The 15045-nt window shown below is 66.0% G+C and carries 11 protein-coding genes; 1 reads left to right on the top strand and 10 read right to left on the bottom strand.

Going from position 1 to position 15045, the window contains the following annotated elements; genetic code table 11:
* Nucleotides 1-128: 128 nt before the first annotated feature.
* From MET9862_RS03945 to MET9862_RS03935, 3 genes are read right to left on the bottom strand one after another with little or no spacing between them, the layout of a single operon-like run.
* Entirely contained in the window at nucleotides 129-3515 is a 3387-nt protein-coding gene (locus MET9862_RS03945; RefSeq protein ID WP_142581805.1) for a UvrD-helicase domain-containing protein, read from the bottom strand.
* A gap of 1 nt (nucleotide 3516) precedes the next feature.
* Complete coding sequence (locus tag MET9862_RS03940; RefSeq protein ID WP_142581804.1) at nucleotides 3517-4098, bottom strand: hypothetical protein; 582 nt, start codon at nucleotides 4096-4098, stop codon at nucleotides 3517-3519.
* A complete protein-coding gene (locus MET9862_RS03935; protein WP_244612553.1) occupies nucleotides 4095-4793 on the bottom strand; it encodes a DNA-binding response regulator in 699 nt (232 codons plus the stop codon). The genes MET9862_RS03940 and MET9862_RS03935 overlap by 4 nt, the downstream gene beginning before the upstream one ends.
* A gap of 707 nt (nucleotides 4794-5500) precedes the next feature.
* Between MET9862_RS03935 and MET9862_RS03930 the strand changes: the two genes are divergently transcribed.
* Nucleotides 5501-6604, top strand: coding sequence for a metallophosphoesterase family protein (locus MET9862_RS03930; RefSeq protein ID WP_142581802.1), 1104 nt, complete (start codon nucleotides 5501-5503; stop codon nucleotides 6602-6604).
* A gap of 4 nt (nucleotides 6605-6608) precedes the next feature.
* Here the strand turns inward: MET9862_RS03930 and MET9862_RS03925 are convergent, their stop codons facing one another.
* The 7 genes from MET9862_RS03925 to MET9862_RS03895 form a co-directional block, all read right to left on the bottom strand.
* A complete protein-coding gene (locus MET9862_RS03925; protein ID WP_142581801.1) occupies nucleotides 6609-8210 on the bottom strand; it encodes a sigma-70 family RNA polymerase sigma factor in 1602 nt (533 codons plus the stop codon).
* Between the two features lie 738 nt (nucleotides 8211-8948).
* Entirely contained in the window at nucleotides 8949-9170 is a 222-nt protein-coding gene (locus MET9862_RS03920) for a hypothetical protein (protein ID WP_142581800.1), read from the bottom strand.
* 85 nt (nucleotides 9171-9255) lie between these two features.
* Nucleotides 9256-9918: a response regulator transcription factor gene (locus MET9862_RS03915; protein WP_142581799.1), complete on the bottom strand. Its 663-nt coding sequence runs from the start codon at nucleotides 9916-9918 to the stop codon at nucleotides 9256-9258.
* A gap of 18 nt (nucleotides 9919-9936) precedes the next feature.
* Nucleotides 9937-12105, bottom strand: a complete 2169-nt coding sequence (locus MET9862_RS03910) for a sensor histidine kinase (RefSeq protein ID WP_244612552.1) — start codon at nucleotides 12103-12105, stop codon at nucleotides 9937-9939.
* Nucleotides 12074-12346, bottom strand: coding sequence for a hypothetical protein (locus MET9862_RS29935; RefSeq protein WP_244612551.1), 273 nt, complete (start codon nucleotides 12344-12346; stop codon nucleotides 12074-12076). Before MET9862_RS29935 ends, MET9862_RS03910 begins: the two co-directional genes overlap by 32 nt.
* A gap of 161 nt (nucleotides 12347-12507) precedes the next feature.
* The gene (locus tag MET9862_RS30565) at nucleotides 12508-12735 is read right to left on the bottom strand and encodes a ribosome modulation factor (RefSeq protein ID WP_306438892.1); all 228 of its coding nucleotides are present in this window, start codon (nucleotides 12733-12735) and stop codon (nucleotides 12508-12510) included.
* Nucleotides 12736-12980: 245 nt separating this feature from the next.
* On the bottom strand, nucleotides 12981-13502 hold the full coding sequence (locus MET9862_RS03895) for a PRC-barrel domain-containing protein (protein ID WP_142581797.1): 522 nt from the start codon (nucleotides 13500-13502) through the stop codon (nucleotides 12981-12983).
* Nucleotides 13503-15045 lie beyond the last annotated feature (1543 nt).

Raw genomic sequence — 15045 nt, 5'->3', positions numbered from 1 at the left:
GTTAAGCAGATAAGAGATAACATATTGTCTCTTGATGGGTAAAAACCGACGTGTCGAGGCACGTGTCCGCTAGGGCAACGCGAAGAGTGCGGCGGTCCTAGCAGCGCCAACCACCCGACACGTGATGGCTACCAGTTGCGCGACAGCTGGCCCTCCGGCACCGGTCCGCAGATGAAGAAGGCCGGGCAGCGAGGGCATGTGTCGGTCCCGGGATCGGTGGGAAACCGGCCGGCGCGGATATGGCGCAGGGCTTCCTCGAGAGACCGCTGCCGATTTCGGAGCATCGTCGGCTTCATGCCCACCTCGGAGACCTTGCCGTCGGCAAGGTGGACAAGTTCGGCGACGGCATCCGGATATGCCTGCCGCGTGGCAAGGGTCAGGATCGCTGCGGCAATATCCGTACCCTCCTTCGACCGCCTGTGCCCCGTCTTCACGCGTCTGAAGCGTCTCCGGCCGTCCGAGTGCATGATGAGATCGTCGGCGCGAACCCGGATCGCGTCGGCGCCGATCCGGAGGACGACGTCGTCGGTCGTCTCCGGCCGATGCCCGTCCCGCGTCGCTACGAAAAATTCCAGGAGCGCGCGCGCGTGGACGCCGTACTGGCGGAAGTCGGGATCGGGCAGACCGGCCTCTTCGAGGGCTACCGCCATGGCTCCGTCCAAAGCCGTCGGAGCGGGGGCGATGCTGCCCTCCACGATGCCGTGGACGACGACCCGCACGGCCTCGTGCATGCGCATGAACGGCGACTCGGTCCGACGTCCCCCGATCCGCAGCACATGGGTGTAGAAGAAACGGCGCGCGCACGACTCGTAGAGGCCGATCTGCTCGCTCGTGAAGACCATCTCGCCGCCGACGCGCAGGCTGATCACCGCATCCTCGACGGAAGCCGCCGGCTTCGGAACGGGCTGCACGTGATTTCGGGACAACCCTTCGCCGAGGCGGTCTACGAACCGCGACAGCGCGCGGGCGCCACCATCCGATCTTTGGGTCGCCGCGTAGAGGAGGAGTCTATCCCGCGCCCGCGATGCCGCGACATAGAAGAGGCATTCCTGCTCCTCGTCGTGGCCTGCATGCAGGGTCTCGATGCCGCCGCGATCGGCCCCCTCGATCATTCCATCCGGGGGCGGGCATGGCGGCGTCTGCGCCGGTCGTGGCAGCGTGTCGGCGTTCATCCCCGGCACGTGAACCACCGGGAACTCCAGCCCCTTGGCACCGTGGATGGTCATCAGATGGACGGCGTCCATGGTGCGCGCAGATGCCGGCAATTGCCTCAGATCGCGATCGTCCCGAAGACGGACCAAGCGCTTGATGCGCTCTAGGAGGCGCGGCACCGGAGCGCCCCGACCGGGCGGCTGAACCCGCAGGAAGTTCATCAGCTGCCACACCGCGATGCCTCGCGTGCGGCCGGCGACGTCACCGGCCTCCGACATCTCCGCCGCCAGCCTGGAACGGTCGAGAAGCAGGCTCGCAAGAATCGTCCAGGGGTGCGACCCGGCATCGAAGCCGGCGCATGCCGCGGCCACCGCCGCGAGCCCCTTCCGGCCGCGCTCCGTCATGCTCGAGCGATCAATCCAGACGTCCCACTCGCCGGGGAGGCAGGGACTGCGGCGCAACTCGGACAGCGTGGCATCGACATCGGGCATCGACATGGCGAAGCACGGGACGGACGCCAGTCTCACGATGCCCATTCCCCGCGGATCGCACAGGACCGACAGGAAGGACAGAAGGTCCTTCACCTCGGGCCGCTCGAAGAGACTGCCGAGATAGAGGACCGGGATGCCTTGGAGCTCGAGTTCTCGGGCGAAATCCGACAGCTTCTCGTTCCCGGTGCAGAGCACGGCTTGGTCGCCGTAGGAGTATCCCGCCCGGCGCATCTCCTCGATCGCTTCCGCGATCTTCTGCGGCAGAGCTTCCTTGCTGTCGACCTTGCGCAGCTCGGGACCCGCACCGCTTCGCCCTCGGCTCGAACTCAGGCTTCCGCCACCCGTCGGCATTTCCTCGGCGAAGGCGGAGAACGCGCCAACGATCTCGCTCGTCGAACGGTAGTTCACCTGCAGCCGTCCCCGGCGCCCTCCTTCGAAGTCTTCCTTGCCGAAGCGGCTCATGTTGAACGACGAAGCCCCCCGGAACCGGTAGATCGACTGGCGGGCGTCGCCCACGGCCCAGAGATTCTCTCCCTTGCCGCATAGCGCCTCCAGCAACCGGACACTCGCTCGGTTCACGTCCTGATACTCGTCGACCAGGACATGGGCGCATTGCTTGCGCATGATGTCGCGGACCTGCTCGTCGTTCTCGAGCAGAACGACCGGCCTCATCACCAGATCGCCGAAATCCAGGCACCCCTCGTCCGCCTTGAGACGCTCGTACGCGGCGTAGACTTGGGCGACTTCTCCTGCCCTGGCGGCGATCTTCTCGGCGTCGGCCGACGCTGCAGCCGCCGCCATGTCTCGGGCGAGTTCGGCGTATCGCAGTTCGTCCACCACCTCGTCCTTCGCGCGGGAGATGGCCTTCAACATCTCCGACACGATCCGGGTCGGATCATAGAGGTTGCGGTACTCCTTCAGATCGAAGCCCGGAAAGCGCTCTTCGAGAAGTTCGACCGCTTCCGCCCGGTCCATGAGCCGTCTTGGTCGGAGCGAAGGAACGAACCGCTTGATCAGGTCGAGCCCGAAGGAATGGAAGGTGCCGATCTGCATCGCCGCCGCGGCATCTCGATCGACCCGGGCGAGGCGGTCGGCCATTTCCCCCGCGGCCTTGTTCGAGAACGTCAGCAGAAGGATCGAGCGCGGATCGACGTTCTGGTCGAGAAGCCACGAAACACGTCCCGTGAGAGTTTGCGTCTTCCCGGTACCCGGACCCGCGGCGAGCAGATACGGACCGGAGAAACGTCGTGCGGCAACGCGCTGGCGCGCGTTGAGAGACGGGGGCGGCAGCCCTTCTTCGGTCTGCGCCTTCGCCGGAACGATCGGGAGCAGCAGCGCGTCCAAGAGCTGCTGGGCCACCACCTCGAAGGGCATCCCGAACTCGTCGGCGATCGCGGACGCCATCCTGCCATCGACGACATGGAACTTGCGGACGACGTGGCGCGGCATCAGCAGTTCGCGTCCGAAGAGGTCCATCTGGATCTCGCGGCGCTGCTGCCGGTTGTAGCCGATCCTTTCGAAACCCTCGGGCGAAGGCTCCGATGCACGTGCCGGGTCCATCGGCTCCGCTGGCACTCCCGGCGGCGCCTTGCCGTCACCGAGTTCGGCGTGGCCGATCTCATGAGCGACGAGGAAGGCCTGTTCGAACGGGGAGCCCACGTTCTCGTGGACAATCAAGTCGTCGGCAGGCGCGTATGTCGCCCGCGATCGGTCGAGCGTGACCGCACCGGGCCGAGCCTTCTCGACGTCGATGCCGCGAAGAGCGGCCGCGGCTACGGCGAAGGCGTAGGGATCCCTAGGATCGTGACCCGCCGCGACCGTCGCGTCGTGCAAGGCGGCCGCAGATTGCCGCGCGATCTCGACCGCATCCATGTCAGGCGTCTTCCGACATCAGAGCTTCGAGCCGCTCGCCTCCGACCTCCGCGTCGATCAGGACCTGTTCGAAGGTCGCGAGCCCGTCGTTGCCCGGTCGTCCGTCCGATTTGTAGCTGCGTGCTCCGGCGGGAACCGGGCTCCCGAGCAGACCACCGACGAGTTTGTCGACCGTGACGTCCAAAGCCGCCGCGAGCCTGCCGAGGAACCGACGCGGGACGGAGGAGAGACGGATCCTCCGTTCACGGAACGCAGCGATCACTTGTCGAGGGACGTCGAGCTGTCGGGCGATCTCGCGCAGGCGGCCCGTCTCAAGTCCGGCGAAAGGGTCTCCGGCTTCTCCCAGGGCCACGAAACGATGGGCCTCGAGCGCGTTCTCGATCAGGCGTTTGTCCTCGTCGGACAAGGGCCGTTCGTCCTCGACGAACGTGCGCGACAGCTCGCGCGCGAGATCGACGAGATCGCGCGCGAACTGAGGATATCGTGTCAGATAGGTTTCCAGCGTCCGACGATCGTGGTCGGGCTCGACCGAGAAGGCGTCGAGGACGTCGTCCCGGGATGGCTGCGAGGAAGCGGCGCTCATCGGTCGTCTCCATCCCTCATGAAGCGTTCGATGGCGAGGTATGCCTTGTCGCGATATGTCCTGATGGTCTTCTCCGAACGCCCTAGAGTCTTGGCGATCGTGACGGCGAACGTCTCGTTCGAGTCGATCGGTATCCCGAGCCGCAGCATCTCGATGATCCTGATTTGTTCCGCAGGTAGTTCGTCGATCGCTGCGTCCAGCCTCAACCGGTAATTCGTCGACGATTTTTCGGCGACGTCGAACGGATCGTATTCCCCCGCCGCATGCTCGACCTCCTTCGAAAGCTCGCCGGATTCGTCGTCGTACGACAGGCCGGTCGTCCGCTTCTCTTCGCGCCAGACCTTCCTCTCCGCATCCACCCGAAGTCTGCTCATCGCGCTGTCGAAGCGGATCTCGAAGAAGTCGAGCTTCTCCGAGTAGAGGTGGTGGTCTTCGGACAGTAGCGTCACGAAGCGGTCGAACATCCGGTCGCGGATCTCGCCGATGCTGTAGGATTCGACTTCGCCACCGGCGCGTTCGGCGTTCGGAAGCCGTTTGAGGACTCGCTTCAGCAGTTGTGCGTACAGTCGGTCGAAATAGCGGTCTGAGTTGTCGATGCGCGTGCTTCTGACGAAGTAGAGGAGACATTCGGTTTCGACGTACTGCGGATTGCCGCGCGGGATCTCGCAGCGCTCCACGAGTTCGTCGCGAGACAAGAGGTCGAGCTCCTCGAGCTGCGCAGTCGTCTCGGGACGACGCTCGTACGGCTCGCCTGGACCGTGGTCAGCCAGCCGACGCTTCCGCAGCGGTGTAATCAAAGCGATGCCCCCCGTGCATCTGCGATCACCGCTCGATGGACGCGGTGTTCTCCGGACTGCGCCGGCTGATGCTGTCTACCGATTTCGGTTGCCGGTTTGAACTGAGCACCTCCACGTTCCATGGAGCTGTGCACGCTGAATCGGGCCCGAGCAGGCCGACCGTCGTGCCGACGCGCGCGATAGGGCCGCGCTCGGCATCGACTTCAACCCCGACTGGATCGGCCTGCAGGGTGCGCGGTGCGTCGTGTCAGGCTGCGCGGTAGGACGGGGACCGTCTTCTAGGAAAACTATCCTGTTCGAGTGTGGATGGCGCGGCCGGTGTCCGAGGACCGGACGTGCCGCCGCCCGGCCCGTAGGACCCGGAGTCGAAGCTGCTGAAGGCGAACATCCGACCGACAGCAGCCACGGTTGCGCTCCCCCAGTGGCAGAGGATGCGCGTTGTGATCACCGGCCGATCCCATATCAGGTCCCGCCGGGTAAGCTGCCTGGAAAGCCGCGAAGGAACCTCGCGGCTTCACCGGCGTCAGGCTATTTGACCTGGACTGTCTCCCGACGCCGGGTCGGCGTCGCATTCCTTCCTTGCCTGGACGAAACGAGTTGGACCGATGCCGGTGGCCGATGAGACGCTCTACAGGCTGCTCCAGGTTTCGGATCTCCACTTCGGCAACATCCCGGCCGGACAGTCGACCGCTTCGAGCGCTCCATCTCCGCGCCTGATCGGTTTGAACCCGCTCTTCGACGGGCAATTGGGGCATCACGCTGCGGGTGTTCTGGCATTGAACGATTTCCATGCGAGGTTGCGTCGGCGGTGCGAAGGCTTCGACATGGTCGTGACCGGCGACGTCACGGCCAACGGTGCCGTCGGTCAGTTCGATCTGGCAGGGTCCTTTCTGGGGGCGGGGCCTTCGCAGTTCGGCTTCCAGCTCGGCCGTTCGGATTGGGCGGATACGGGCATCTCGGGCAACCACGACCAGTGGAACGGAAACAACTCGATGATTGGGGGGCCGACCCAGGGCCTGGCTCGGCATCTCCCACAACCAATGCCCAGGGTACGGGCCAGGATCCTGCCCGACGAGACGATGTTGAAGTTCCTCTTCATCGACACGGACGCCGACGTATCCGCCTTCAGTCCGAACCGCATCCTCGGCCGCGGAGCGTTCCATACGCAGTTACAGGCTCTGGAAGGACTGCCTCCCATCGGAGAACGCGAGATCCGCGTTCTGGTCATGCACCATTCCGTGGTCGGTCCCGTCAAACCAATCCCCGATCCCTCCCGTCCGGGCGTGGTGCAGATCACGCGTGGCGGAAGACGTCGGATGATGGAGATCGCCGATTTCTCGATGCGGTTGCTGAACCATTTCATCGTCGACAAGTCGATATCGGTGGTCCTCTCAGGGCATATGCACGTGGCCCTGTTGTCCGAATTGGTCGCCACCAACGGTCCCTACACCCGGCGCTACCTGGAAGCCCGCTGCGGATCGACGACACAACGCGACAGATTCGAATACAAGGACTTGAAAGGCATGCCGCAGGCCCGCGCGCTTCGCCCGAACACGCTGCTCATGCATGAGATCGTGCGCGAGCAGGGTAATCTGGTCTGGAAGAGCGTCGTCCATTGGCTGGCGCCGGCCGGGCGTTTCGTTCCGCTCCCGCCGGCCAACGTACCCGCACCTGCGACTCCCGGTCAGGTGAGCTTCGTGCTGAGTTAGGAAATCAGACCTCCGATAGATCCGAGGTCGCGCGGCTGCCGCCCGCCAGAGGCAGCGACCTCCAGCGGACGAAGAAATCGTCCTCGATCTCGTCCGTCAGCCTGAGGCTCACCTCATCTCCGATCGGTTGCGCGACGAAGTCGTCGAACAACAAGGGGACGAACCCCGCCGCCTCCACGAGCCAGCGCGTCGTACGGCGGGCGGCCTCCGCGTCGAGTTCTGCGACCAGCGAGACCTGTCCGACTGCTTCGTCCAAGTCGACCATAGGTCGGCCGCTGCCGCCTTCGCCCAGTCGGATGGCGGAGCCCGGTTCCAACCTCAACCGGTCGCATTCACGTCGCGCCAAGCTGGCAATGGCGTGGGCGGCAGCGACCAACGCCGCGGGCGTCAAACCATAGACGGCCAGTTCACGGGCGGCCGGCCCACCATGGCGCACCGTCGGGCTCGCCTGAAGCCGATCGCGTGTTTCGGGGTCCGCGACCTTGAGGCCGAGGAAATAGGAGCTCAAGTCCCGCAGCTTCGGAGACAACCCCGGAACGAGCGACTGCCTGAACGCCTCGCCGATCGACACCTCCTGGCTTTCGTAGGCCGTCACGTAGGGGAGTTCCACCTCCCGAAGGACCTTCGCATCCTCTTCGCCGGACAGGGCTGAATAGATTCTCGCGAACGCATCTGCATCCGCCTCGGACAGGACGGTGTCGTCGTCCAATCCTTCGAGATGGTCGAGGACGGCATCCGCGTGAAGCCGGATCCGCTCCATGGCCTGCTCGCGCGCCTCGGATGGTTCGCCTGCGGCGTCATGCAGGAGTGTCTTCACATCCGACCTGGACAACGACTTCTTCTCCCCCGTTCGGGTAGAGTCCATGTGACCCATGTCGCCTGTTCCCTTCACGGTCTCGGCAAGCAGGCGGAACATCCTGGTCCGCACGGCTTGTACTTCGGGAATCGTCAGTTTCAGGTAGCTCGCCGTTTCCTTGGCAGTCCTGTGGTCACGCCAAAGTGCGACGACGATCGCAGAATCCGGTTCGGGAAACGCGTCGAGGTCGCCCAGCTTGGCGGCGACATTCCCGAAGATGTCAGCCAGCTTCGAACGAAGACGATATCGCGTAATCCCAAGCCGATCCGCGATCTCGCGCTCCGAGCCCGCATCCTTTATGTAGAAGTCGAGTATGATCCGATCCTGATATTCCATCGACTCCACGGCGGCTGAGACGAGGTACAGGTCGAAGGATCGTTCCTGCTGCGCCTCGACGTATTCCCATTGTTCGTGCCGACGCAGAAAAGCGGAGGGATCAACGAGATTCGTCCGCCAGCGGGCCAGCTTGACGATCCTCGGTCGGGCGAAGCTCGCGAACGAAAGGTGAAGGAAAGTCGGGAATTGCGCCTTGTTCGGATCATACCGAGTGACGACCTCGGGCCAAGCCTCGACGAAAAAATCGTGCACGAGATCCAGGCCATCGCCCGGCGGCACCGCGTAGCCGTCGCGCGCAAGCCTACCGAGTACGCGGAGCAGGAAGGGGCGGTAGGTCAGGTAGTCCTCTCCGCGGATGCCTGCGGCGCGTGAGGTGATGTCCGTCAGGCGGTATCGTCCTCGCTCTATGCGCATGTCCGTCTCGGATTGGCCGCATGCCGGGCTGCGGGCGCAGCCCCGGAGATCCTTATTGGTCGCCTGAAATCGTCCTGGTCGAAAAACACGGATTTTTTCGGACGACCGGCTTCCGTACGGCACCCTGCATCCACCGCGCCAAACTTCGCGTCATGGACTTTCCCTCCGTCGCGAGTCCGGGAATGTGCATCTTCGGACCCGGATTTTCGAGAGACCGGGACGTGGCCAGCCGTCCCGGACGCCAAATGGCCGTGGACTGCGCCGGGGCGGACAGCTGCCGGTGGCCGGGTCGACCTACGCGACCGGACATCCGCCGTACGATCGGTGGTGCGGTTCCGGAAGTTCACCTGTGTCCGGGACGGGCGGCCCTCGATCGCAAAGTGGTACCGGGCGGCGGAATTCAACCGGACGTCGTATGAATGCCGACGCCGGGAGAGATCAGGCGCCGTACGCGCTCGCAGCTAACCTCGGGAACTTTCGCTGGCGGCGTCGGGAACGACGCGTCTCCCCTCGGGGCCTCAGCGCCGTCGCGGCTGAATCGATCCCGGCCCTGCATCCGAACGGCTTCGACCCAAGCGACCGGCCGCCTTCGGTGTCGGTCGCGGAGGAATTCATGAAGTGGGAGATTGCGAGCGGCGATGCGGTCCGTCGCGTTCCTTCACTCGGTTTCCGATGTCGGACACCGGCAATGGGAACGTGAAGGCACCGACCGGCCCGAACGTAGAAGTCCTCGCACCATCATCGCGGGCCGGCCGCCGGCAGCTCGCGCCCCAGGATCGCGGCAGCAAGGCCCCGCCTCAGCATCGCCTTGACGCGATGCTCCCGGCTCATGCGTCTGAGCGTGCGGGCTCCGCCCCTGTCGCCGACACCCGCATGGACGCCCGCCGCTTGCGCAAGAGCGTCGGCGATGTATTCGAGCGTCGCGGCCTCGCGCACAAGTGGTGCGATTCTTTCCTGCATGGGTTCTCCCCGTCGTTCGGACCGGCCGAGGCCGGTCGAACTTTTCGTCCGTGGGCATCGCAGGCCCGACGGCTGTCGCCGCGCGCTACCGCAGCGTGAACGCGTCCAGCCAGCCGCGTGCGGCGGCGTAGCGGATGATCTCCGCTCTCGTCTTCAGGCCGAGCTTCTCGGCGGCCCTGGCCTTGTAGGTCTCGACCGACTTCACGCTGACGTCGATCCGCCGCGCGATCTCCTTGTTGCTGAAGCCCTGCGCGATCAGCCGCAGCGTCTCCGTCTCCCGTGGACTCAGCGCTTCTCCGCCACCGTCCGCGTCCGCTCGTCCGGTCGTGGTCGAGGAATCCAGGGCATGGCTCGCGATGGACGGATCTAGGTAGATGCCACCTGCGGCGACCGCATGGACCGCGCGCAGGAGGTCGTCGGCCGCCGAGCGTTTCAGGAGGTAGCCGCGTGCGCCCGCCTCGAGCAGTGGCCGGACGTAGGCCGCATCCTCGTGGACCGTCAGCACCAGCACGCGCGTGCTGGGGCACTCGCCGGACACCCGCTCCGTCAGTTCGAGGCCGTTCAGTCCGGGCATCGACACGTCGACGACGGCGACGTCGGGCCCGGCGGAATGGATCATGGGTAGGGCGTCGGTGCCGCTCGTGGCCTCGCCGACTAGCTCGATCCCGGGGTCGGCGGTCAGAAGCGACCGGATGCCGGCGAGGACGATGGGATGGTCGTCGGCCAGAGCGACGCGGATGCGGTCCATGGGCATGCTCCTCGGGGCTCAGGCCGGGTACGGAACCGGAATGTCGACGAACAGCGTGGTTCCCACCCCCGGGGAGGTCTCCAGCGCGAGCGTGCCGTTGAGAAGCGACAGGCGCTCGCGGATGCCTGACAGGCCCAGCTGCGGCTTGGCCGGCGAATCATCCGTTGGAGGTCCGGGAACCGCTTCAGCGTCGAAGCCGACGCCATCGTCCTCGACGACAACCCGCATCTCGTCGGCACGGTGCTCGACCGAGACGCTGACCGTCGAAGCCCGCGCGTGCTTTAGGACGTTGGTGAGCGCCTCCTGCACGATCCGATAGGCGGCGGTCTCGATCGGCGCCGGCACCCGTGCGGCCTCGCCCACGAATTCCAGGTCGGCACGGATGCCGTGACGTCGGCTCCATGTGCTCAGCAAGGTGGCGAGCGCTTCGCGCAGGCCGAGGTCGTCGAGGGCGGTCGGTCGTAGGTCTACGGCGGCGCGGTGGATGTCGCGTCCGATCTCGCCGGCGAGCGTCTGAAGCCATTGCACGTGGCGGTCGGCTTCGTCCGATGCTCCTCCTGCGAGGAGCCGCTCCAGGCTCTTCAATCCGAGAGACAGGCCGGTGACCGTCTGGCCGACCTGGTCGTGCAGTTCGCGGGCGATCCGGCGCTGCTCGTTCTCCTGCGCTTCGCCGAGGCGGCGGAGCAGGTCGAGCCGCTCCGCTTCGGCACGCTTGCGCGGCTCGATGTCCGATACCACGCCGTAGATGAGACCGACGGGCTTGTCCTTGTGGAGCTTGGGTACGCGCCCGGCCACCCGCACCCAGCGCGGCTCCGTCCCCTGCTGGACGATCCGGAACTCCACGTCGAGCGGCGCGCCGTCCGCAATGCTTCGCCGTACGGCCTCGGCCAACCGCATGCGGTCTTCTACTCGAACCGCCTCCAACGCCTCGTCGGCATCCGTTTCGGAATCCCGCCCCTCCGGGGCAACCGCCTTCCAACCGAGGAGATGGGCGGTTCGCCCGGAGCCGCTCACTCGTCCACGCACCGTGTCCCAGCGCAGGGTGCCGAGCTCCGCCGCTTCCGCGGCGACGGCACCCTGCTCCTCGCTCGACCGGAGCGCGAGATGGAAGCGCGCCTGTTCGCCGGCCCGGCGCTGCGCCATGTCGCGGCCTACCAGTCCGACCAGCACGAGGGCCAGGCCGATGCTGAGCACGCTGCCGCCTGCGAGCACGAGGTAGGAGCGGGAGACCGGTGCGTTCAGCGTGGCGACCGGCATGCCGAAATGTACGGACCAGCCGCCGGTGTCCTCGAGGGTTCGATATACGACCTCGACGTTCGACCCCTCGGGCGTCGGTCCGGTGTAGAAGCCCTGCGGAGCTCGCCGGATGGCCGCCTGCAGAGCCGAATTCGCAGGATGTCCGAGTTCCTCCGCTTCGGCGCGTGTGCGGGCGATCGTGTTGCCGTTCGCGTCCACGATGGTTCCGACCCAGCCCTCCGGCGCCCCGGCGTCGCGCAGGATCGAGCTTACCGCGTTGGTGGCTAGCCGGACCGACAGAACGTACCGGAGTTCCCCGTCGCGGAGGACCGGTACCCGCAGGGCGACAAGACGCTTGCCCGAGATCGGCCCGACCGGGCCGATACCACCGATCGCCGGGCTTCTCGTCCGGACGACGGCGTCGAAGCTCATGCGGTCGGCAGTGGGGCCGAGTTCTTCGTCGAGGGTACGGAGCAGGTTGACGATCTGCGTGCCGTCGGGGCCGGCGAGCTCGACCGTCTCCCAGCGCGGATGGGCCTGCCTCAGTCGCTCGGCCTCGGCGTAGAAGTCGGTGAGATCCGGCCGATCGAGGGTGCTCGAGGCGGCCTCCGCCTCAAGCACCGTCACCTGCGAAGCGATGTCGGAGGCGACGCGTTCGGCCACGCGGGTCGCGCTGGCCACCGCGGCGCTTCGGTCGAGGTCGCGTTGCTGCTGAGCCATGAGCGTGGCCACCCAGCCGCTGAGCAGCAGGACCGGAATGGCGGCCGCGAGAACCAGCGCGGCGAAGGTGCGGCCGTTGCCGCGATTCAGCTGGTGCTCGGCGGCCGGCCCACTCCCATCTGCCGTCATGCTACCCATTCGCGCATGCTCCGCCGCCCCGACCTCGGCGATCCGTCCCGCGGATGCAGTCCACGCGTACCTATCGCCTTCCAGGCGTGCGGCCGCAGGCATCAGGCCCGACGTCCGCATTCCACGGAAGTTGCCCGCGCGGATCGGTGGCCGAAAGCTCCTCGGTCGAAGCCGGTGCAGCGTCGTCACCCAGAAGACGTCGGCCTGACGCGATGACCTGCAGTGCCTGACGGTCGCCGTCCGACGCGAGCACGTCCCGCTCGAGCCGCCGCAGGCGCTCGATGAGATCTGGAGGCGCAGCGTCGCGATCATGCAGCCCGGCTTCAACGAGGACGGTGACCACGCGCTCCAACCGGCCGAGAACGCGGCCTTCGAGCGAAGGTGACCGCATTTCTTTTGCTGAGGCCTTCCCGCGATTATTCATAGCCGTGCCTAAGGGCTACCGCCTTGGACATAAGTCGCGCTGCAGGGAGGGGGAAGGTCGGAGGCGGCGAAGCTGATGGCTTATGGCATCGCTCGCACCGGGTGCAAGGCGGCCCTGCCATTCCCCGCCGACGAGGTGCCAGCCGAGGCCGTCACGTCCGGATCGGGGAGCGGTGCATCGTGATCCCAAGCGGATCCGTCGAAACCCTCGAACCAAGCTCTGCGCTCGCGCGAATCCGCCGGATAGGGACAGGCATCTCGCGGTCGGCCGAGGATCCGGGCCCGCGCACCTTGTTTGATGACTTGCATGATCATGGCCGCTGGTCTTCTTGCCATCCCGAAATCCTGGTGACGCCTTCGGGTAGTCCCCACGGCAGGCGATCGGCAAGGAATTTATCCCACGCCGCCGTTCTCACCGACAGGTGTCAGGCTCGTCCCGACGGAGCATGAAGCGGAAGAAGCTTGACCGTTGTGGCAAGGTGGCATCCGCTCGTTCACGAATCGGACGTGGGTCTTGCGAGGGACCATATCGGCGGCCCCTCGCAGACCGACGATCAGATGGCCTTTCTGTCGTATTTGAACTCGGGCGCACTCTTCAGCGCTTCCTTGTCGGCGTCCACCAACGCCTTGAGCTTGCCGTCCGCGCGTTGCAGGAAGATCGACGACGGGTCGACCAGCACGTAGCGCTCGCCCACGCCGAGGAAGCCGCCGACGCTGACGACGACACCGGTCACCGTCTTGCCGTTCTCCATGACGAGATCCTCGATCTCACCGACCGTCTCGTTCTGCTTGTTGTAGAGATTCTTGCCCACGAGCTTCGAGGACGTCACCTCGGCCGGCTTCGCAGAGACGAACTTGATCTTGGCGGTCGCCGTGTCGGCCCTCGTCAGGCCGCCGCCTCCCGTCGAAGCACTCGTGGCGTCATTCGAGGTTGGGGACGTCGCGGTGCCGACCGGCGGCGTTGCCATGGACTTCGTTGGGGAATCGGACGGCTGGCTCGGCTGCTTGTCCTGCGCGAACGCGGGGACCGAGAGCATGACGCTGGAGACGAGAGCACCGACGATGATTTTCTTCATAATACTAGCCTGATGACATGAGTGAAGTCAGGGTTCGATGGAGAGGACGCTCCGGGCGGCATCCGCGCCGCCGGTATTCCTCGCGGCCGCGTCTCAGTAGCCGCACCCACAATATGGCCGACCCACGCCGGAGCCGTAGCCAACCGGTGCGTAGGGATATCCGTATCCGTCAGTCGGGCCACGGTAGGCGGGCCTGAATGCCGATGCGGCCAAGCCGAAGCCTAAGCCGCGATGACCGAAGGCGTATCCGTAGCGGCCGTGATGGCTCCCGTAGCCATGGTGCCCCTGTCGGAAGCCGACGCCGCGATGGCCGCGATAACGGTGGCCGAAGCCGGCCGATCCGTAGCCATAGAAGTCGCGACGACCTGCCCGAAGCCCGTGGCCCACGGCGTGGTGGCCGGCGTAACCGTGTCCTCCGCCAAGGGGCCTGGCTTCACTCGACGATCCGAGCAGGACGAGGGTCGATATCCCCGCAATGGCGATTGCAATACGATTCATGGTCTTGGCTCCTCGATGGCCGTGAAGAGGACCGCGCGCGGCGTCGGGGCGACCGCGTAGCGGCTTCGGCGGTGCGGCGTGCCTTGCCGATGCTTGGCGCGCATGCACGGCCTAACGGCGCGCCTGCGGGACGGTCCGCACCGATGAAGACTCTTTCGTCTCCATCTCCGTCCGGGATCGGGCGAGGCCCTTGGGTCAAGGCATCGACCTTCGTCCCGCTCGGTCGGTGATCTGTGGCGGGCAGTCGGGACCGGCAGTCGGAGAAGACCGTGGCGCTGTCGGGAGAACCCTGACACTCCCACGGACGCCTTCCTGCCAAGCCCGGACCAGCGGTTGCCGTTTCGCGAATGGGCACGCACGATCCCGGAACCTCGGGTCGACCTACGAGGCGGTGTTCCGCGTTCGCAATGGACAAGGCCGTCGGCGACGGGGCGAGCGCGCAGGCCGAAGGCACGGACCCTCACGGGGCCTTTGCGAACGGTCGGCAGCGAGCGTGTGAAAAGGAGCGGCATGAGGGCGGCATTGGCACGGACGGCGCAACTCGCGCGTGACTGGCGCGGGATACGATCCGGAGCGGAGCCATCGGCGAAGGCCGAAGGGTGGCCTTCGTCCAAACGATCGCGTTCCATCGAGGATTGGGCGCGGTACGGCGGCGGCCTCAGCACTCCCGACCTCGCCGACCATCGCGCCGCGGGCCGGCTTGCCGAAAGTGGGGCCTACGAAGGATGCTCCAGGCATGTCGTGCCGCCATCAGCTTGACGTAGCACCCACGGGATCCATGGAAGGTGCGCCGTCCGGTTGCCGCAGGTGGCGGCGCTGGCCAAGCGACCTTCCCGGCCCCGCGAACGACAACGGCGGGCACGTCACCGGACGAATGTTTCGAGCCCTCGCGAAGCTCGTCAGTGGCGTGCCCAGCCGGCTGTGGCGTTTGCTCGCTCTCGAATCCTGATTCGTACACTGCGACCGCCCGATCTTCCGGCGGCGCAGTCGGGAGTGTCATCCGCCACCCATCCACAAGGGCGAACGTGAGCCGGAGACACCGCAT

The sequence above is a fragment of the Methylobacterium symbioticum genome (assembly GCF_902141845.1).
In the GTDB taxonomy this organism is placed as follows: domain Bacteria; phylum Pseudomonadota; class Alphaproteobacteria; order Rhizobiales; family Beijerinckiaceae; genus Methylobacterium; species Methylobacterium symbioticum.
Note: the sequence above shows the minus strand (reverse complement) of the source record. Positions and strands in the feature narration are given on the sequence as shown.